The sequence below is a fragment of the Phormidesmis sp. 146-12 genome (assembly GCF_052939495.1).
In genome coordinates this window covers 1-18,428 of the sequence record NZ_JBJPHS010000018.1, presented here as the reverse complement: position 1 = coordinate 18,428, position 18,428 = coordinate 1, and the positions used below count along the sequence as shown (strand labels likewise).

Here is an 18,428-nt window from a genome sequence, read left to right as displayed (position 1 = left end):
TACGAATTTAGTCTACGAATTTGGGTCGATCGCGCTGACTCTGACTAAGAATTTCCTCTAAAGCCGCCCAATTTTCCTGCTCGATCGTTCCAATAATCTGATCCAGCTTGTCTCGATAAACGGAGATCGATCGCAGCACTTCAACCGTATTGTACTGAGCCATCATCACCCCCAATTCTGGATTGCCGCCCCCCACGCGACTGGTATCCCGAAACCCAGAACTTGCCAATGTTTGGGCGAGTTTCAATGCGCTGGAATCTGACTCGCTGGTGCAGGCTGCAATCAAACTGGCGCTGACCATCACAGGCAGGTGAGAAATCCAGGCGACCGCCCGATCGTGATCCGCAGGTGAGCAGTGATAGAGACGGACTTGCAAAGGTTTGATGATCGATTCGACTAGAGCGATCGCATCTGGGGGCGTGGTTTCAGTTGGCGTGAGAACGTAAGGACTTCGGGCAAATAGTCCGTGCTGGGCCGCTTCGATGCCACTTTCTGCGGTGCCTGCCATAGGGTGTCCGCCTACAAAATTTTTCCACAGCGGCGAGATGTCCTGAACAACAGATTGTTTGACTGACCCCACATCGGTTAATACTGTGTTCAGAGAAAGATACGGAATCAACTGTGTAACCGTGGTGTAAAGATGGGCTAACGGTGTACAGAGGAAAATCACGTCCGTGTCTGCTAAAAATTTAAGGTCTACTCCCGCATCATCCACCGCTCCTCGCGTTACGGCAACCTGACAGGTTCGTTCTTGACGGCTGACTCCCAAAACTTCGTGACCCTGCGATCGCAGATCTAACCCCAGCGATCCCCCAATCAAACCCAATCCTACAATGCCGATTTTCATAAATGAAGATACGATTTCCCACCCCGTTATACAGGCTAATTCTGATTTGGATCTGGGTACGTTAACTCCAGCTAAACCGCAAATTTTCGGATATTTGGTCAAAGAGAATCTGAATGAAAGCTGAGGAAGTTCTTGAAAAGTATGGTGCAGGGTCAAGGGCGTTTTCTACCCTCAATCTCCGAGAAGCCAACCTCAGTGGAGTCAACCTGAGTGGAGCGGATCTCAGTCGCGCCGACCTGAGTATTGTCAATTTTACGGGTGCAAATCTCAGCCAAACCAACCTCAGTCAAGCCAACCTCAGCGTCGCCAAACTCAACGGCACTAATCTCAGCAGAGCCAACCTCACGGGCGCAAATCTTAACGTGGCAAACCTGACGCTGGCAGACCTGACGGGAGCAGACCTGACAAGCGCCCAATTGATCAAAGCCGAACTGACACGAGCCGAATTGAGCGGAGCCACCCTCAAAGGAGCCAATCTCAGCAATGCAGACCTGAGAGACACCAAACTGCGATACGCCAACCTGAGTCACGCAAATTTGAGTCGGGCCGACTTGCGCCATGCCGTTTTAACCTCCGCCAATCTAGAGCAGGCAAATCTGACGAGCAGTGATCTCAGTGGTGCTGATCTGACGGGCGTAGACCTCACTCAGTCCGAACTCAGACAAACCAATCTGAGCCGAGCCAACCTTCAAGGCGCAAATTTATCAGGGGCAAATTTACGGTGGGCTGATTTGAGCGGGGCAGATTTGCGGTGGGCCGATTTAAGCGGGACAAAGCTCAGTGGCGCAAATTTGACGGGAGCCGATCTCAGTCATGCCATTTTGCTGGATGCAACCCTGGTACATGTGGACTTAACGCGGGCAAATTTGGCGGGGGCTGATTGGGCCGGGGCCGATTTGAGTGGTTCGATGATGACGGGGGTTAAATTACACGCCGTTCCGCCTTATGGAGTCAAGACCGAGGGGGCGACTTGCCGCTGGATCGATCTGAGTTTGAATGGCGATCAGAGTCGGGTCTACCAATTTTTGACCGATGACTGTCGCGAATATTTTAATGAAACACCGCCGACGGTGCAGATTGTGGTGGACGATCGCCTCGACACCGATGGTCACTGTGGGTTGGCCGTTACATATGAACAAATTGCTCGACAGTGTGGCGCTTTGACCCCTCCCCCCAATCTGACTGTTCGCCGCCGTCGCACGACGCTAACCTTTGAGCTAGAGCGAGACGAACAACTCTTCATTGCTGCCTACGTTGCGATATTTCCGTTTGATGATGCCAAGTTTGTTCAGAAAAATATTTTGGAGTTGATGCAGCAAATCCCGACGCAAGAGATGCACAACGGTTTGGGTAACGGTTCGAGTAACGGGTCAAGCATTCTGCGGCAGTTTCAAAAACTCGTAACTCGCTTGAGTCAGCAAACCCAGCAGGTAGACAGCGTAAAACTTTTGCAATCGATCCCGATCGCCATCAAAAAAATCCCCTTCTTCCAATCTCCGACCAAAATTACCCTACTCAACTCCAACAATCAAGCCCTGACGATCTATCACAATCCCCAGTTTGGCAAGCACTCCATTCCCTCCTCCAAAACAGAGCCAAGTCTAAATCTGCCGCCTGTGAGAAAGTTTGAGTTACCCAGTGTCGAGCAAGCGATCGGCTTCATCAAAGGATTTCATCAATCCGGAAATCGAGATTGACGTGAATTCGATGGGGTTTCTACGCTTCGTTGTTTGGCGCTTCTGTCCCCAAGCTGCCAATTCTGGGGGACTTTAAGACCAATGACCAACCCAATACCGACGCGCCCGTGCCTGCTGCAACCAAAACAATTAGAGTCGAGCGGCATAAGCGACCGTTGAAAGCGCATCTGACGAAAGGACTGCCCACGCTGCTGAGTTGCTTAACCGTTCTTCTGCATAGGCACTAGTAGGAAGCGTTTTGCCCAATAACAGTTGCTTGACTTGAGAAAAGCCCATGAGAAGGAGTCACCTGAAATGTAAAAGGTAGTGCGAACTGCATCTTGAGAAGGCTCAATGGCGCGATCGTGGCGATCATAGACCGATCTGAAGACTTCTAAAACATCTCTCCATTTTGGATCGGTATTCGCTACCCTACGACGGATATGGTCTGCACCGCGAATTAGTACAGTAGAAGAATGTTCTGAGTAAACTCTTTTATTTCAAGCGGGGTGAGGTGGATGAGTCTACGCGATCGCTTTAATCAATTTAGTGGTAAGACTCGCTTTGTGGTCTGCCGTCTATTCATTCACTTGGCGGGCAAAGAAGTCGCTCCGCTGTTGGGCGTTCTCAATCAAGCCGCGCGAGACGCAGTAGAGTCAGAAGGCGATATGCAAACCCTGGGCGAAGGACTGGTCGAACTCTGTCAAAGCCTGTTGCAATATCAGACCTACTGGCAATCAGCAGCCAACGAAGGCGATGTGTTTTGGAGCGAGGGAGAAGCAGGCGACTATGTAAATGAGTTGTTTACCGACTCTGCCCAGCGTTACATGAGTGCCCCAGAATTGACAAACGAGGCTGCGGATGATTTGGCGCTTCCGGTGACGCAGAACCTGGTCGTCATGATTACGATCGCCAGCGAAGGAGAAGTCCCCGATTTAGAAACCGACCTTGCCAGCATCAGCGCCCTGGGAACTGGACTCAAAGCCCTGATCAATCTGCACTATCAGGAGCGCCTCCGAGCGGTTCAGGTTCACTTTTCACCCGCCAGCCTTGGAGAAGAACTCACATCTGACCAGCTTTTAGAGTTTTTTCCAGAATTAATTCCCCTGTAACCGCCACACTTTCTGTTAAAGGTTGCTCTATTAAACTTTTGTTATCAGCCCATGAACTCACAACCCTTTATTAATCGGATTCGGTCTATGTCCCGACGTTTTTTAGTTCTCTCGATGTCTCTGGCTCTGTGTTGGACGACGATCGGCTGCGGCAGTCCTAGTCTCAGTGATCCCCAATCCAGTCCCCAAGCCAATCGTGCGACCGAGACGCGCAATGGAGAAACCAAACTTCCTAATGGTCAGTATCCGCTTCAGCAGGCAACCTACAATGACGCTGATGGCGAGTATACGGTTTTACTAAGAGACACGCCTCCTGGCACACCTTCCGCTTTTAGGACGACCAATTTGCCTCTAGCCCAACTGACCCCCGAAGAAATCAAAGCGGGACAAAAAGGCTACCTCAAGGTTGAGAATAATCAAGCCTCGCTGCACATTCCTGAAGACTTCAAAATTGAGTATGTCCACAATGTCACCGAGAATGTGACCAATCCTCAAACGGGTGAGCGTCAGACAGTCGTGGTGCGTCAAGAGCCAAGTTTTTGGACACCTTTTGCGGGAGCTTTGGCAGGTCAAGCGATCGGTAGCCTCCTGTTTCGGCCTCAATATTATGTGCCGCCCGTTTATCAACCCGGTATTCCTCTCAGTGGGTTTGGTGGTTATGGAAGCAGCTACAACCAAGCAGTCAACCGCTATCAACAGCGCTATCAGGCTCCTCCGGCCGCTGTGAGAAACCGTCAAGCCTTTCGTTCTACTGGACGGATCAATTCTCCAGGCTACAGCAATCCTACAGTTCGTCGCCCTGCTGTGAGAAACGATCGCCCCACCGGATCGGGGTATGGTTCCAGCACTCTACGCCGCTCTAATGGCTCAACCCCCAGTCGAGTCAATCGCCCTAGCTCGTTTGGTAGTGGTCGATCGCGTGTGGGTGGTAGAAGACGGTAGGAGAGGGATGAGAAAGGGATGAGGGATGAGGGACGAGGGATGAAGAAGTTTGGTGTGGGTTTTGATCCCCGATCACCTTCTTCAATAATCTACGTTACGAACGTGAAGCTGATCTGCTTTGTTTGATAAAGACAACCCAGGTGGCTTGCTGAATATACAGAGAACGCCGATCGATTCCTAAAAACTGGGGAACGATTGGCGTTTTTAGTTGTCGATCGCGCCCAGCAAAGACCAAAACCCTGTTTAGCTCCTCCCTCCTCCCTCCTCCCCGATTTTCTTGCAACATCGCTCCCCATTCAAGCGAAGATGGTAGACATCAGCCGACCTCTCAAAGAATTGTCTCTCTGTGGGAATGTCATCTGAGATAGAATTTGTAAGGTTTTTATAAACTGAGCCAATGGGATCAACGCAGGTAAGAATTGCAATTGATGCGATGGGCGGCGATCATGCCCCTACCGAAATTGTGGCTGGCGCACTCAGGGCACAAGCAGAACTGGGAGTCGAAGTCTTGTTGGTGGGCGATCCCCAGCAGGTTGAGGCAGCCTTAAAGCAACACACGCAGACTTCTACGATCGAGATTGTGCCGTCAGAAGGGACGATCGAAATGTCAGAAGAACCGCTCACCGCCCTGCGTCGTAAACCCAAAGCCTCGATTAATGTGGCAATGGATCTGGTCAAGAAAAAGCGGGCCGATGCGGTCGTCTCGGCAGGACATTCGGGGGCAGCGATGGCGGCGGCCTTGTTGCGGTTGGGCCGACTTCCGGGCATCGATCGTCCGGCGATCGGGGCCGTTCTCCCTACGCTAATCGCAGGTAAACCTGTACTGATTCTGGATGTGGGCGCAAACGTAGACTGCCGACCCAAATTTCTTGAACAGTTTGCCCTGATGGGAACGATCTATTCTCAATACGTGTTGGGCAACACTGAACCCAAAGTCGGATTGCTAAACATCGGCGAAGAACCCAACAAGGGCAACGAACTGGCCCTACAAACCCATGAGATGTTGCAAGAAAACCCCCAAATCCCCTTTATCGGCAACGCAGAAGGGCGAGATGTGCTGTCGGGCAATTTTGATGTGATTGTCTGTGACGGCTTTGCGGGAAATGTGCTGCTCAAGTTTGCTGAAGCGGTGGGCGAAGTGGCCTTGCAAATTCTGCGCGAAGAGTTGCCCAGAGGTCTGCATGGGAAAGTGGGGGTCACCTTGCTGCGTCCCAATCTCAAGCGAATCAAGCAGCGCATGGATCACGCCGAACATGGGGGCGGTCTGCTTTTGGGCGTTGCGGGAATCTGCATTATCAGTCACGGCAGTTCTCAAGCGCCGACGATCTTTAATGCGGCCCGGTTGGCAAAAGACGCGATCGACAATCAGGTTCTCGATCGGATTCGCTCTAGCTATGAGCAGGCTGCGGTCAGCACTCAATCGGATAGCTAGAACGCAGTTCGTCAGTTCCTCGTCACGATGGAGAAAAGATTTTGGAACAGTCAGGCGTAGGGATTGCAATTACCGGGAGTGGCTCGGCGACTCCTAGCGTGTCCCTTAGTAACGAGGCTTTGAGTCAGGTTGTAGAAACGTCGGATGAGTGGATCGCCTCTCGCACCGGAATTCGCCAACGCCGACTCGCAGAACCCGGATGTTCGCTGGTCAAGCTGGCAGTCGAGGCGGGAAGGGGAGCGATCGAGATGTCCGGCCTTTCCCCAATGGATCTGGATTTAATCATTCTCGCAACCTCGACGGCAGATGATTTGTTTGGCAGTGCGAGTCAGATTCAAGCCGAGTTGGGTGCGTCTAAAGCGGTGGCGTTTGATCTGACGGCCGCTTGTTCGGGGTTTGTGTTTGGCATGGTGACGGCTTCGCAGTTCATTCGCACGGGCGTTTATCAAAATGTGCTGCTGATTGGGGCGGATGTGCTGTCTCGCTGGGTTGATTGGTCAGATCGGCGGACTTGTGTGCTGTTTGGCGATGGAGCCGGGGCGGTGGTGATGCAGGCTAATTTGCACGATCGCCTATTAGGGTTTGAACTCCGCAGCGATGGCACTCAAAATAACTGCTTGAATCTGTCGTATCAGTCTCAGCCCAAAAACCTGACGGATGATGTCACCATCAATCAAGGGACGTTTCACCCAATTACGATGAACGGGCAAGAAGTCTATCGCTTTGCCGTCAAAAAAGTGCCCGAAGTGATTGAGAAAGCGCTCTTTCGAGCCAATCTTGAGGTTGAAGAAGTCGATTGGTTGCTGCTGCATCAGGCCAATCAGCGCATTTTAGATGCAGTTGCCGATCGCCTCAAGATTCCTTCGAGCAAAGTGATCAGCAATCTTGCAGAATACGGCAACACGTCGGCGGCCTCAATTCCACTGGCGCTAGATGAAGCGGTTCGGCAAGGCAAGATTAAGGAAGGGCAAACGATCGTTACTTCTGGCTTTGGCGCAGGTCTAACTTGGGGAGCGATCGTCTTTCAGTGGGGCAGATAGGAGGGTGAGGAACAATGGCTAAAGTAAGAGTCATGCCGCTGAACCCCTAGTGAGGTGGCAGTCGGAATGTGAGTGGTAGGAAGAGATGTCCAAGAAACCGGAAGTTCTTGGTTGGGACGTAGTTGAAATGATATTGTCGGTGTGGTGCGTTCCATTTGTTTAAAGGCACCCTTACGGGTAATGCCTAAGCTAGGTTACGTCACGCACTCTGGAAGAGGCAAATTAACGTATCGCTAGTTAATAACTGGTGACTTAGATTCCTTGGCTATGGTGTAATTTGATCGATTTCTTTCCGTTGCCTCTTTGTGGAATTAGACAATTAAGGAGATGAGTTATGGACCCTATTTCTCTTATTCTTGTAGCATTGGTAGCTGGTGCAACAAAAACGGCTGGTGGTGTAGCTCAAGATGCCTATGATGGCTTGAAAGCTCTGATTAAGCGTAAATTTGAGAGCCAAGGTAAATTAGATTCAGCTACTATTCTGGATAAGTACGAGGAGAAACCTGAAAAGACGAAACCCCTTTTAGAAGATGAATTAACCGAGGTTGGTGCTGACAAGGATGAAGAAATTATTAAGTTGGCTCAAAAGCTACTGGAACAATTGAATCCTCAAGAAGCAGCGGCAGGCAAGTTTAATATCGAGATTTCTGGGGGTACAGTTCAGGGGTTGACACAGCAAAATACTGGAACAATAAATCAGAACTTTAATTAATCAAAATGGCTTAATAAATGACTGATGATAATTCTGCCAACCGTATCGAGATATCTGGGGGTCAGGTTCAGGGATTTATCCAAGAAAATCACGGAACTGTCACTCAAAACTTTATCACCCAGGTATCTGAATTAGTCAGCGGGCAAGCATCCGTGACAGAAGATTTGACTCGGGAGCAATACCGACAGAGAACAGTTCTGCTCAGTAAAGTCAAAGACTTCTGGATCAAAGGAGTTTTAGAAAAATCATTGGAAATGATTGAACTCAGGCTGGAAGAGCGACCAGATTTAGTAGAGCGTCCGTTTACTGGTTTTGAGGAACTATCTGAAGAGTCTAGAGAGAGTTTGCCTACAAGGATAGGCGCGACTGAGTTCTTTGACCAAATAGGAGACGGACGAACTCTGTTAATTCTAGGGGAGCCTGGTTCGGGCAAAACTACTACTCTCCTGAAGCTGGCACAGAATTTGATTGCTGGTGCCGAAGAAAATGTAAATCGGCTAATTCCAGTCGTATTTAACCTATCTTCTTGGAGACTTAAGCGACAAACGATAGCAGATTGGCTTTTAGAGGAACTTTGGAGCAAATATGGAGTTCCCAAGGCTGTTGGTAAAGATTGGGTTGAACAGCAAAAACTAATACTGCTGCTGGATGGTCTGGACGAGGTAAAGGCTGAAGATCGGGAAGCCTGTGTCCAAGCTATCAACCAACTTATGGAAGATAATGGACAGACTGAGGTAGTGGTGTGTAGTCGTATTGCAGAATACGAAGTCCTCTCTGCCCGTTTGCGATTACGGGGTTCGGTCTTTATTCGCTCTCTGACTCCTGAGCAGATTAACGACCATCTGGACAAGGCTGGTGAGCAATTGCAAGCAGTAAGAACTTTACTTCAGGAAGACAGTGCACTTCAAGACCTAGCCAAATCACCCCTAACACTTAGCGTGATGACTTTAGCTTATCGAGGCAAGAAGGTTGAAGAACTGCCTCAGACTGGTTCAATCGAAGAACGCCGTCAACATTTATTCGATTCTTATATTAAAAGGATGTTCACTCAGGAAAAAATTGGTAAGCCCAGAGAATATAAATCTCCATATCAGAACCCTCAGACTATAGTATGGCTAACTTGGTTGGCGCAACGCATGTCCAAGGAATCACAAACTGTATTTCTGATTGAGAATTTACAGCCTAGATGCTTGAGAACAAATTTACAAAAATTACTCTATGTACTGGCTGTCCCACTATTTATATTTTTGACTTTCAGTGTCTTAAATTTCTTCGTAGCTTTTCCAGTCACAGAAAACTACTATTCCGAACTCGAAAAAATTGAGTATTTCAAAATTTTATATTCTTCTAACAACTTGATTCGTTTCACAAGAAACCCCTATTTTTCATTTTTAATGATGATATTTTATTACTTTATTTACTCTTTTGTGATGGCATGGAAATTAATAGTTGATAAACCCTTTTTTCTATGTAGATGGGTTAGGAATATCGCGAATATTAGCTCTCTAAGAAGTATTTTTTTGATTAAACATCTTATTCCTTTAGGAGATTTGCTCAAATTATATTATGAGCTTTTGATCCGCAACTATTTTGACCCAGACATAGTACCAATTGAAGCTGTCAACTGGTCATTGAGTAGTGCAGTAAAAACTTTGACAAGAAATTTAATACCGTTGTCAATTCTCGGAATTATACCGATTGTGGTCAGTATAATCCTTATAATCCTTGGTGGATTTGTTGGGGTAATTACACACTTCAATCAGATCTATTCAATTCAAATAGATCTTTTCATTTTAATAGTTGGCTTAATAGTTGGCTTAATAGTTGGCTTAATTCTCTGCTTGCTTCTCGCTTTGCTTCTCGCTTTGTTTTCTGTGATAGCTTTCGGTCCTGCTGTCTTTGTTTTAGGTGGTATTAGTATAGAAACATCTGTAGAAAAGACAATGTTTCCTAATCAAGGAATTTGGAAGTCAGCAAAGAACATTGTTGTTCTTAGTCTTTTAGGAGTTTTTTTCGGGGTTGCTTCTAGTATTTCTATGATGTGGCAGTTCTTGATGCCTGTAGGGATCGAGCAAAAGCCAACGTTAACTATGCCAGAACTCTCGCTTTTGATATACATGATGTTGGCAACAGCTATACCTCTTGCACTTCTAGCAGGTGGAGCTTGCATTAAGCACCTTGTTTTGCGGATTATTCTATATCGTAATGGCTATATACCCTGGAACTATTCCTCTTTCCTTAATTATGCCTCTGATCGTATTTTTCTGAGAAAAGTGGGTGGCAGTTACATCTTTATTCACCGGATGTTGCAGGAGCACTTCGCACGCATGAATTCAATTTAGGTAGATTGGGTTGAAATACCCAAAATTAAGATTCCATTCGATTTTGGAAAGAATATGGAGTAAATCAGATTATCACTCACAAGACCTTTGAAGTAGATTTATTACAATTTATTGTTGAGCGATCATAGTCCTGTCGGTAAGCAATGCGGCATAACACTGCGTTGGTGTGGACGGAACAGAGGTTATCAAGGAGAGTTTAAGGTTGTCTGCCGCCGCATAACTTAGCCGTTAGGCTGCAAATCTCAAGCAAGGCCTGATTGCAAGGAGAGTACACTGTGGATAATGATGAAATCGTCAGTCGGTTGACAGCTTATCCAATTGGTGAATAGTCGTTTTAGAGAGGCTTTAAAAAATGGAATGCCCATGCTGCAAAGCTCAGATGCGTCGAGGCACCGCTCCTTTTAGCATTGATCGAAAGGGCTATCATGTTTCGTGGGATGCAATTCCTGCTTGGGTTTGCGATCAATGTGGCGAGTCGCTGTTTGAAACGCATGAAGTCGATGTGATTCAAGAGGCGCTTTCATTTCTAGATCGCGAAACGTTGGCGCTGGCTGGTTATTCGTCACGTCAGCAGCCCAACAACAATCCTGCTGCACCAAGACGGGTATAAGTTTGTCAGTAGAGTACAAATTTTTTGCGTTCGGTGAGGGGAAGCGTTAGGAACCTCCTTCATGTTTTGATAAGTACAAAGGACTTTGAATAGGCTGTAAAATTTAGAGCGTTGAACGACCTTCAAAATCCAGAATTTGAAGTTTTTACTGATTAATGGCGAATGACTAAAACAGCGTGGGTGTTTCCGGGGCAAGGGTCGCAAGCGATCGACATGGGCGTTGATTTGCTTGAGATTCCAGAGGCAAAAGCTAAATTTGAACAGGCGGATCAGATTCTCGGTTGGTCGGTGGCTGAGGTGTGTCAGAGCGCAGGCGATAAGGTGTCTCACACGCTGTATACGCAGCCTTGCCTGTATGTCGTAGAGAGCATTTTGGCGGACTTGCTCAAGGCAAAAGGTCATCAGCCTGATTTTGTCGCAGGTCACAGTCTAGGAGAATACACTGCCTTGTATGTGGCGGATGTGTTTAGCTTTGAAGACGGACTGAAACTGATTCAGCGTCGCGCCGAATTGATGGATAGCGCCTCGGATGGCATGATGGCAGCATTGTTGGGGTTCGATCGCACTCAACTCGAAACCGTCATTGATCAAACTGCTGATGTGGTGTTAGCAAACGACAATAACGCCGGGCAGGTCGTGATCTCTGGCACACCCGTAGCGGTAGAATTTGTTCTCACTCAGGTTAAATCTAAACGGGCCGTCAAGCTAAATGTCAGTGGGGCGTTTCATTCGCCGTTGATGGCAGAGGCGGCGACGCAGTTCAAATCAGTATTGGATGCAGTTGAGTTTCGATCGGCTCAAGTGCCCGTTTTGTCGAATGTCGATCCGTTGCCCAGCACCGATGCGGCCGTTCTCAAAGATCGCTTAAATCGACAAATGACAGGAGCAGTGCGCTGGCGAGAAATTTCGTTACAGCTACCCCAGGAAGGAGTCGATCGCGTGGTCGAAGTCGGGCCGGGTAAAGTTCTCACGGGCATTATCAAACGCACTTGCCCCAATCTGGTGTTAGAAAATGTCAGCACTATGGCCGAATTCCCTCAATAATGGGAGCGGTGGTTGCTAAAAACTATGCCAAACGATCGTGAACCCTTCATCAGCCTTTTTCTATACCACCTGTTCAAATGGTCAGTGGTGAGTCCTGCGCTGCATCTCTACTTTCGAGGGCGGATTCATGGAGCCGAGCAGGTGCCCAAACGCGGACGCTTGTTAGTGGTGAGCAATCATGCCAGCGATTTTGATCCGCTGCTGCTGTCTTGCTGTGTGGGCCGTCCGGTTGCCTATATGGCCAAAGAAGAATTGTTTCGGGTTCCGGTTCTCAAGCAGGCGATTACAGTTTATGGAGCGTATCCGGTCAAGCGGGGGGCGGGCGATCGTTCTGCGATGAAAGCAGCCATTGCCTCGATCGAGTCTGGTTGGGCGACGGGCGTTTTTTTGGATGGCACTCGCACGGCTGATGGCCGTATTCAAGATCCCAAACTGGGTGCCGCCTGGATCGCTGCCAAAACTCAGTCACCGCTGTTGCCTGTGAGCTTGTGGGGGACTGAGCAAATCTTTCAAAAAGGCTCTGCCGTTCCGCGTCCTGTCCCCCTTACGGTGCGGATTGGGGAATTGATTTTGCCACCAGAGTCGAGCGATCGCGCCCAGCTCGAAGCCGTCACTCAGCGCTGTGCAGCAGCGATTAATGCATTACACGATTTAGGACGATAACAGGACACTTTGAGCATGTCAGATTTGAAAGCAGAACTCACAGACTCGATCGATCAAGCCGAGTGGGAATGGTTGATGCCTCATGCTGAACGGGACGCGGTGATCATCGTGGCTGCGGGATTAGCACTGGTGGATGTGGGGGTGGCGATCGTCAATGACAATACAAGCTCTGTCCAACACTGGATTGCAGAAGGGCTGTTATATAAACCTTCTCCCCAACAAAAAGCCGACTGGAATCTCAATCAAACCAAACGATTTACAGCGCTAATTGTTCAACCCTATGTACTGATTCAGGAAGATACATCTTCAATTAGCGAGTAGAGAATGTCTACAATTTTGCTCGGCTGCTGTCATTGAGCAATTCATTCGTGCGTTGTCATTGTTCTGCCCTAATTAAATAGAAATGGTTTGACACAAAGAACCATACTGTCTAGCGATTCTAGTCAGCGGCCGTGAGTACGTTGCGCCTAACACAGATAAAACCCTGTCAGTCCGTACACTGGGCTTGTTAGACTGAACCTGCTCTCAGCCCTAAATACTACTCAAAGCCTTTGCTAAATTTTGCTGAAAACCTTCCAAACCTCCTTGATCTTTCCAATATTGATTAAACTGATACATCTTGTCATGCTGATCCAGACGATGAGCAGAACCATCTTGAGGAAGACTTTCAATCCCGAAAATCTCTCTTTGATGAGGTAAAGCGTACCAATCAAAACCTATGGGCGGCATCCAAATCGCTTGTACAACTCGATAAGCAGCCCATTCATCATCATTACCATAAACGTGATTATCTAACATCTCAACGATATGGGTGACCCTGGCTTGCTGTACGAGAATCATCCAATCCCCCTTTTGAGGGTCTGCAAGATTGGAATCACTGTTTGACTTCCAATGTAACTGAAAAATTCTCGGCTCCATCATCTGAATATCATTTTCTGACTGATACGCCCAACCCTTATCAGGCTTGACGTTCTTCAACCATTTGACTTTTGAGAAATCCATAAATATTTGAATACCTACTCTACATCAACAACTACAATCAAATTCCAAACGAGGGCGTTTCTTTTTTCAATATGAAAATGGCGAATCTCTTTAACTATTTTGCCATCGTGAGATGAACCCAACAATTGATCCATCCACGCTGTGATTGCCTTGATTTGATCGCTAACATTTGTAGCCTTCGCCGCAGCATGACTATCAATGTAAAGAACTCGCTGTGACATGTAACCTCCACTAAAATGTTATTAAGCCTGACTAAGCATTACAGTTCCCAGAAGATTCATTAGTCTAACTCAGTTTTGTTATGTTTGGGAAGATTATGCCCTCACACCTTATTTGTTTCACTAGAACAATCCTTTGCCAGAGCTTCTCCAATTTCTTCAAAACTCTTTTTAATATCGCTCCTTAATTTCTCTGGTTCAGACAACACTCCAAGAACAAATACTCTACTCTCTACATTTTCTGGAATCTGTTCCTTTACATAATTCAATCGGTTTTCATCTTCATCAAAATCAATCAGCAAAGCAATCATTCTATCTGGATACTGTTGCAGTGTAAAAGCATACTGATGAATAAACCTTTCTACTACATCTTTCCATCCTCTAGCCTCTGGTAAAACTTGAATCACACGGCTGTTGAGGCTTGGGTCAAGCAAAAAACCGATCGCAACCTGACGATTTGCGTCATCTTCTGGCAACACAAGAAGGTGCGGCTGATACTTGTCGATACTCATAATGCGATATCACCCAAGATCAAAGTGTCTATTAGATCGCCTTCGATAGGTATGTCACTCAGCACTCTAACTAAACGTGAATTCGATGAAATCCTTCGCTGCCGTTACAAATCCGGGCAGCCCCTAAATCCCCCACAAGTAAGGGACTTTGAACGAAGGAAGTATCTAATAGTCCCCCAGATTGGGGGGTTGGGGGACAGAAGCGCTGAAGACCGAAGCGAAAAACTCCCATCGAATTCACGTTAACTAAAGTAGGTTCTAGATGACTTTTGCGATCAAGTACAAAGGTGTTTTCATTTGAAAACTTGCGGATAGTCTCCTCATCATGCGAAGTTGCTAGAATTTGACCTCTATTCTCAAACGATCACCGCAATGATGTTACAAAGTGTCCGACTTCTGACAAAGAGAGATAGCTATCAGGTTCGTCCCAGAAGCAGAAAAGTGGGCCGTAGTATTTGTTAGCTGCTAAGACAACAGCACAAAGAAAGAAGCATTTTTCTCCATCAGACAGATCTTGGAAGTCAATGTTTAAATACGTGTTGTGTTGTTTCAACCGGACAATCATGCTCTTGAGGTCTTTGCCGATCAATTGATTTTGAATATCGTCGATGTCCGGCATTATCTCTCGAAGGTATTTGTCAACCTCTCTATAGGCAGCAGGATAGCGGCTGAGTAATCCAGAAAACCAGTTCCCAAAGTTTGAACCGTCTCGCCTTGGCTTCAAAGTTTCGCCATTAGAGTCTCCGGTGATCAGTCCTGGAATCGGGGACAAAATGATCAGACGTGCCAGCCAAGTCTTGAAAATATGAAGTGGGTCGCTCTCTGATTGCTCTTGAATCAATGGCAGGGCGATCAGATGCCAGTCTACCCCATCTCCCTTTCACTGCTCACACCATTGAAGATCACTCTAAAGTCAAATCAATTTGTTGGCGAATCAAGTCAGCCGATCGCTCTGCACTATCCACCACCGCAAGAGAGGCAGCTTGTTGGGCCATCTTTTGCAAATCGCTGGAATTTAATAGCGTCAGCACTTCTTTTTCTAAACTGTCTGGGGTCAAATCGGATTGGCGAAACATCTTAGCCGCGCCTGCTTTGACAAAGACCTCTGCATTAAAGGCCTGGTGATCTTCGGCTGCAAACGGGTAAGGAATCAGAATCGAAGGCGTGTGAGTGACGGCTAACTCTGTGAGGGTTCCTGCGCCCGATCGACTGATCGCCAAATCTGCTCGTCGAAACAGTCCCGCCATATTCTTGTAAAACGGCAAAGCTAGATAGTGCGGATGCTGAAGCGCTTTGGCATTGGGGTCATTGTCTCCCGTCAGATGCACCACCCACGCCCCAGACTCAAACCAGCCAGACGACGCTTCTCGAACCATCTGATTGAGCGCCACGGCTCCTTGACTGCCCCCTACGACCACAATTAAGGGAACGTCTTGAGGAATCGGCAACTCTTCTAAAGCAGCCATCTCAGACCGGAACTGCGATCGCACCGGAGTCCCCACGCAAACCGTTTTGGCACGAGGCAAATGAGCCGCCGCCGCCTCAAATCCGATCGCCACCACGCTACACCACGGCGCAAACCAGCGAGTCACCTTTCCGGGCAGAGCGTTGGACTCGTGCAAAATGACGGGCAGGTTGAGCGATCGCGCCGCCAAAATCGCCGGAGCCGCGATATATCCTCCCGTCGTAAATACGCCATCAAAATTGCCCTGTTGAAGAATCTGTCTCACCTGACGAATCGAAGCAATCAGGCGCAACAGAACCTTAAACGTCCCCAGTCCCAATTTTTGCTGAAACCCGGCGACCGAAATTGTATGCAGCGGATAGCGATCGCCCACAAGCTGAGTTTCTAAGCGATCGGGGGTGCCCAACCATTCGATCTGATAATCGGGAAGCTGCTCGGCGGTAGCGATCGCAGGAAAGACGTGCCCTCCCGTTCCGCTGGCGGCAATTAACAAACGAGGTGACTTGTCGGTAGACTGCACAGTGTTTTCTGACGGCAGATCTGAAGGGGTTTGCACAAACAAATGTAAGCGTTAAAGCAATTTTACAGCTATTTGAGAACTCCATCTTGAGAACTCCATCTGTTGTATTAGAAACCGTGGGGCTTGCATTCAAGATTAGCGGAGGGTCGGAAGGCGATCGCTTCCTTAGATGGACGTTTGAAACGTAGAAGCTGCTTTGCTTCGTTGCTGCCCTGCCCCCAGCGAGTGAAGACAACAAACGATACTTTTCCAAACATTCTCTTAAGTTCTCTAAAAAGAAATCTAGTTTTGATGAAGACACTGTTCGGTAAGTATAAGCACCATTGTTTGAAGTGCGAATTATGACTTAACTTCTAAGTAATCCAGTTATCCACAAGGAACGTCTAATGCTCTCATTGACTTTGCGCCGTGCCCTCACTGCCACTTCGTTCGCCATTCCTGCCCTCTTGATCGGGATGCAAAGTGCCCAAGCCGAAGACCTTCAGTTCACACTGCACAACCGGAGTTCTAGCCCCATCACCCAGTTTTACGTCGAGTCAACCGAACTCAAGACTTGGGGAGACAACATTCTGACCGAAACGATCGAACCTGGTGAGTCGGCAACCGTGACGATCGCAGATGGTAAAAGCACCTGTATGTATGGCATTCGTGGCACGTTTGCAGATGGCGACGTGGTAGAAGAAGAAGACCTCAACCTCTGTGAATTGGGTTCCTACACGTACAACGACAAAAAGTAAGCCGCTCGATCGCTCACCATCAATGACTAAAGTTTGCCCTGCCTCGGTGGGGCTTTTGTTTTGGCGAGGAACCCGGACAACTGGCACACATTTTTGTAAATTGAGGAGTATATTATGTGAATCCGACTGACCTTCTCCCTACTTTTTGAGCAAGTCTTTATGCGCTATGTTTCTTTGCGGTCTGCTTCACCAGTCATCTCTTTGAGATCGCTCTTCACCCCGTCTCGTCCTGCTGTAAAGCGCTGGGGATTGTTGCTTTTGACGCTAGGGCTGGTCGTCGGTGGAGAATTATTGAGCGAACGAGCGATCGCTGCCCCACCCGAAACGGCCCCTCCTCAACTCAAAGAAGCGCTGACAAAAATTGACGCAGCCGCCAACAGCAAAAATGTACAGAATGTTCTCCAGTTCTATAGCCCCAGTTTCACCCACACGGACGGGCTAACGCGCCAAACCCTAGAACAGGCCCTCACCCAGCTTTGGAAGCAGTATCCCAACATTAACTACCGGACGGAGCTAAAATCCTGGCAAACCGATGGGCGAGGCATTCAGGCAGAAACGGTGACCTATATTACAGGCACTCAAACGGTGAATGGACAGCCGTCGAAGTTGAGTTCGATGTTGCAGTCTCGGCAGCGCTTTGAAGGGCAAAAAATTATTCAACAAGAAGTGGTGTCTGAGCGCAGTCAGATTACGTCGGGTGAAAATCCTCCGGATGTAAAAATCAATGTGCCGACGCAGGTGCGTGTGGGTCAAGAATTTAGCTTTGATGCGATCGTCGAAGAACCGTTAGGCAGCGATCTCCTATTAGGCAGTGTTTTAGAAGAACCTGTGAAGCCGAGCGGTTATTTGAACCCAACCACGGTCGATTTAGAATTGCTCACGTCGGGCGGCATTTTCAAAATTGGTCGCGCCCCCAATAAGCCCAACAATCATTGGATTTCTGCGGTGCTGGTGCGACATGGCGGCATGACGATGGTGACACAGCGTTTGCGAGTGGTGGCTAATTCAGGGGTGCCAGCAAAGTAAGGACGGCTTTAGCGAAACAGCCGAGCATCTTGACGGAGTAAGCCATGCCGAGACATCACATCGGCAATTTTGTCTGTGTCTCGCAGAATGCAGGAGTTGATCCAACGGTAAAACGAGTGACCCGACAAAATTTTACGGGCGCGGACAGTTCCCAGCAGGGTCGAGAGTGCATCAAGCTCTAACCAGTTGACGGCAAAATGCAGATAGGTAGAGTACTCGTCTACGCCGACTTCATCGCTCCTGGATGGGTCAGGGGCATCTGGCCAACCCGATCGAAACTCATCGATCGCAGCCTCCACCTCATCGAGATCACAGGCACATAAAAACCAGTGCATCTGTTCATGCAAAAACACTGAGAGAAAGCGGTCTGGATCTCTAGCGTGCAGACTACCCAGCGATAAAATTGGATGGCTTGCCCCGCCGCGCCCCAAGGTCGAATCAAGACGAATCTGGCGCGTAAAGAGAAACGGTAGTTAGGGCCTATCCGAAAACCATAAAATCTGTGAGATGATGAAGGCAAGCGAGTTT

21 protein-coding genes are annotated in these 18,428 nt (G+C 48.1%); 13 read left to right on the top strand and 8 right to left on the bottom strand.

Annotated features, from left to right (window positions below; all coding sequences use genetic code 11):
- Positions 1-7: 7 nt before the first annotated feature.
- On the bottom strand, positions 8-847 hold the full coding sequence (locus tag ACKFKF_RS10475; protein WP_446867667.1) for a prephenate/arogenate dehydrogenase: 840 nt from the start codon (positions 845-847) through the stop codon (positions 8-10).
- Between the two features lie 113 nt (positions 848-960).
- Here ACKFKF_RS10475 and ACKFKF_RS10470 point away from each other — a divergent pair, with 113 nt between their 5' ends.
- Complete coding sequence (locus ACKFKF_RS10470) at positions 961-2,544, top strand: pentapeptide repeat-containing protein (RefSeq protein WP_446867666.1); 1,584 nt, start codon at positions 961-963, stop codon at positions 2,542-2,544.
- A gap of 129 nt (positions 2,545-2,673) precedes the next feature.
- On the opposite strand, the gene ACKFKF_RS10465 is transcribed toward ACKFKF_RS10470, so the two are convergent.
- On the bottom strand, positions 2,674-2,820 hold the full coding sequence (locus ACKFKF_RS10465) for a hypothetical protein (RefSeq protein ID WP_446867665.1): 147 nt from the start codon (positions 2,818-2,820) through the stop codon (positions 2,674-2,676).
- Positions 2,821-3,041: 221 nt separating this feature from the next.
- Here ACKFKF_RS10465 and ACKFKF_RS10460 point away from each other — a divergent pair, with 221 nt between their 5' ends.
- The 10 genes from ACKFKF_RS10460 to ACKFKF_RS10415 all read left to right on the top strand — a co-directional run bounded on the left by ACKFKF_RS10460 (position 3,042) and on the right by ACKFKF_RS10415 (position 12,741).
- Positions 3,042-3,635, top strand: a complete 594-nt coding sequence (locus ACKFKF_RS10460) for a DUF1517 domain-containing protein (RefSeq protein ID WP_446867664.1) — start codon at positions 3,042-3,044, stop codon at positions 3,633-3,635.
- 87 nt (positions 3,636-3,722) lie between these two features.
- Positions 3,723-4,577, top strand: a complete 855-nt coding sequence (locus tag ACKFKF_RS10455) for a hypothetical protein (RefSeq protein ID WP_446861332.1) — start codon at positions 3,723-3,725, stop codon at positions 4,575-4,577.
- Between the two features lie 397 nt (positions 4,578-4,974).
- The gene (gene plsX / locus ACKFKF_RS10450) at positions 4,975-6,009 is read left to right on the top strand and encodes a phosphate acyltransferase PlsX (protein WP_446867663.1); all 1,035 of its coding nucleotides are present in this window, start codon (positions 4,975-4,977) and stop codon (positions 6,007-6,009) included.
- A gap of 41 nt (positions 6,010-6,050) precedes the next feature.
- A complete protein-coding gene (locus ACKFKF_RS10445) occupies positions 6,051-7,049 on the top strand; it encodes a beta-ketoacyl-ACP synthase III (RefSeq protein ID WP_446867662.1) in 999 nt (332 codons plus the stop codon).
- 334 nt (positions 7,050-7,383) lie between these two features.
- The gene (locus ACKFKF_RS10440) at positions 7,384-7,761 is read left to right on the top strand and encodes a hypothetical protein (RefSeq protein WP_446867661.1); all 378 of its coding nucleotides are present in this window, start codon (positions 7,384-7,386) and stop codon (positions 7,759-7,761) included.
- A gap of 17 nt (positions 7,762-7,778) precedes the next feature.
- Entirely contained in the window at positions 7,779-10,103 is a 2,325-nt protein-coding gene (locus tag ACKFKF_RS10435; RefSeq protein ID WP_446867660.1) for an NACHT domain-containing protein, read from the top strand.
- Between the two features lie 352 nt (positions 10,104-10,455).
- A complete protein-coding gene (locus tag ACKFKF_RS10430) occupies positions 10,456-10,713 on the top strand; it encodes a YgiT-type zinc finger protein (RefSeq protein ID WP_446867659.1) in 258 nt (85 codons plus the stop codon).
- Positions 10,714-10,875: 162 nt separating this feature from the next.
- Entirely contained in the window at positions 10,876-11,757 is an 882-nt protein-coding gene (gene fabD / locus ACKFKF_RS10425; RefSeq protein ID WP_446867658.1) for an ACP S-malonyltransferase, read from the top strand.
- 24 nt (positions 11,758-11,781) lie between these two features.
- Entirely contained in the window at positions 11,782-12,420 is a 639-nt protein-coding gene (locus tag ACKFKF_RS10420) for a lysophospholipid acyltransferase family protein (RefSeq protein WP_446867657.1), read from the top strand.
- Positions 12,421-12,435: 15 nt separating this feature from the next.
- Entirely contained in the window at positions 12,436-12,741 is a 306-nt protein-coding gene (locus ACKFKF_RS10415; RefSeq protein ID WP_446867656.1) for a DUF2288 domain-containing protein, read from the top strand.
- 210 nt (positions 12,742-12,951) lie between these two features.
- Here ACKFKF_RS10415 and ACKFKF_RS10410 read toward each other — a convergent pair whose 3' ends face one another.
- From ACKFKF_RS10410 to murG, 5 genes are all read right to left on the bottom strand, one after another.
- A complete protein-coding gene (locus ACKFKF_RS10410; RefSeq protein ID WP_446867655.1) occupies positions 12,952-13,422 on the bottom strand; it encodes a hypothetical protein in 471 nt (156 codons plus the stop codon).
- 14 nt (positions 13,423-13,436) lie between these two features.
- On the bottom strand, positions 13,437-13,643 hold the full coding sequence (locus tag ACKFKF_RS10405; protein WP_446867654.1) for a hypothetical protein: 207 nt from the start codon (positions 13,641-13,643) through the stop codon (positions 13,437-13,439).
- 101 nt (positions 13,644-13,744) lie between these two features.
- Positions 13,745-14,152: a hypothetical protein gene (locus tag ACKFKF_RS10400; RefSeq protein ID WP_446867653.1), complete on the bottom strand. Its 408-nt coding sequence runs from the start codon at positions 14,150-14,152 to the stop codon at positions 13,745-13,747.
- 364 nt (positions 14,153-14,516) lie between these two features.
- Entirely contained in the window at positions 14,517-14,993 is a 477-nt protein-coding gene (locus tag ACKFKF_RS10395) for a hypothetical protein (RefSeq protein ID WP_446867652.1), read from the bottom strand.
- Positions 14,994-15,054: 61 nt separating this feature from the next.
- Positions 15,055-16,173 carry an undecaprenyldiphospho-muramoylpentapeptide beta-N-acetylglucosaminyltransferase gene (murG, locus tag ACKFKF_RS10390; RefSeq protein WP_446867651.1) on the bottom strand — a complete coding sequence of 373 codons (1,119 nt, stop codon included), beginning with the start codon at positions 16,171-16,173 and terminating at the stop codon, positions 15,055-15,057.
- 350 nt (positions 16,174-16,523) lie between these two features.
- Here murG and ACKFKF_RS10385 point away from each other — a divergent pair, with 350 nt between their 5' ends.
- Both ACKFKF_RS10385 and ACKFKF_RS10380 read left to right on the top strand, forming a co-directional pair.
- On the top strand, positions 16,524-16,874 hold the full coding sequence (locus ACKFKF_RS10385; RefSeq protein ID WP_446867650.1) for a hypothetical protein: 351 nt from the start codon (positions 16,524-16,526) through the stop codon (positions 16,872-16,874).
- A 159-nt stretch (positions 16,875-17,033) separates the two neighbouring features.
- Positions 17,034-17,900, top strand: coding sequence for a nuclear transport factor 2 family protein (locus tag ACKFKF_RS10380; protein ID WP_446867649.1), 867 nt, complete (start codon positions 17,034-17,036; stop codon positions 17,898-17,900).
- A gap of 8 nt (positions 17,901-17,908) precedes the next feature.
- Here ACKFKF_RS10380 and ACKFKF_RS10375 read toward each other — a convergent pair whose 3' ends face one another.
- Positions 17,909-18,235 carry a hypothetical protein gene (locus tag ACKFKF_RS10375; protein WP_446867648.1) on the bottom strand — a complete coding sequence of 109 codons (327 nt, stop codon included), beginning with the start codon at positions 18,233-18,235 and terminating at the stop codon, positions 17,909-17,911.
- Positions 18,236-18,428: the final 193 nt, after the last annotated feature.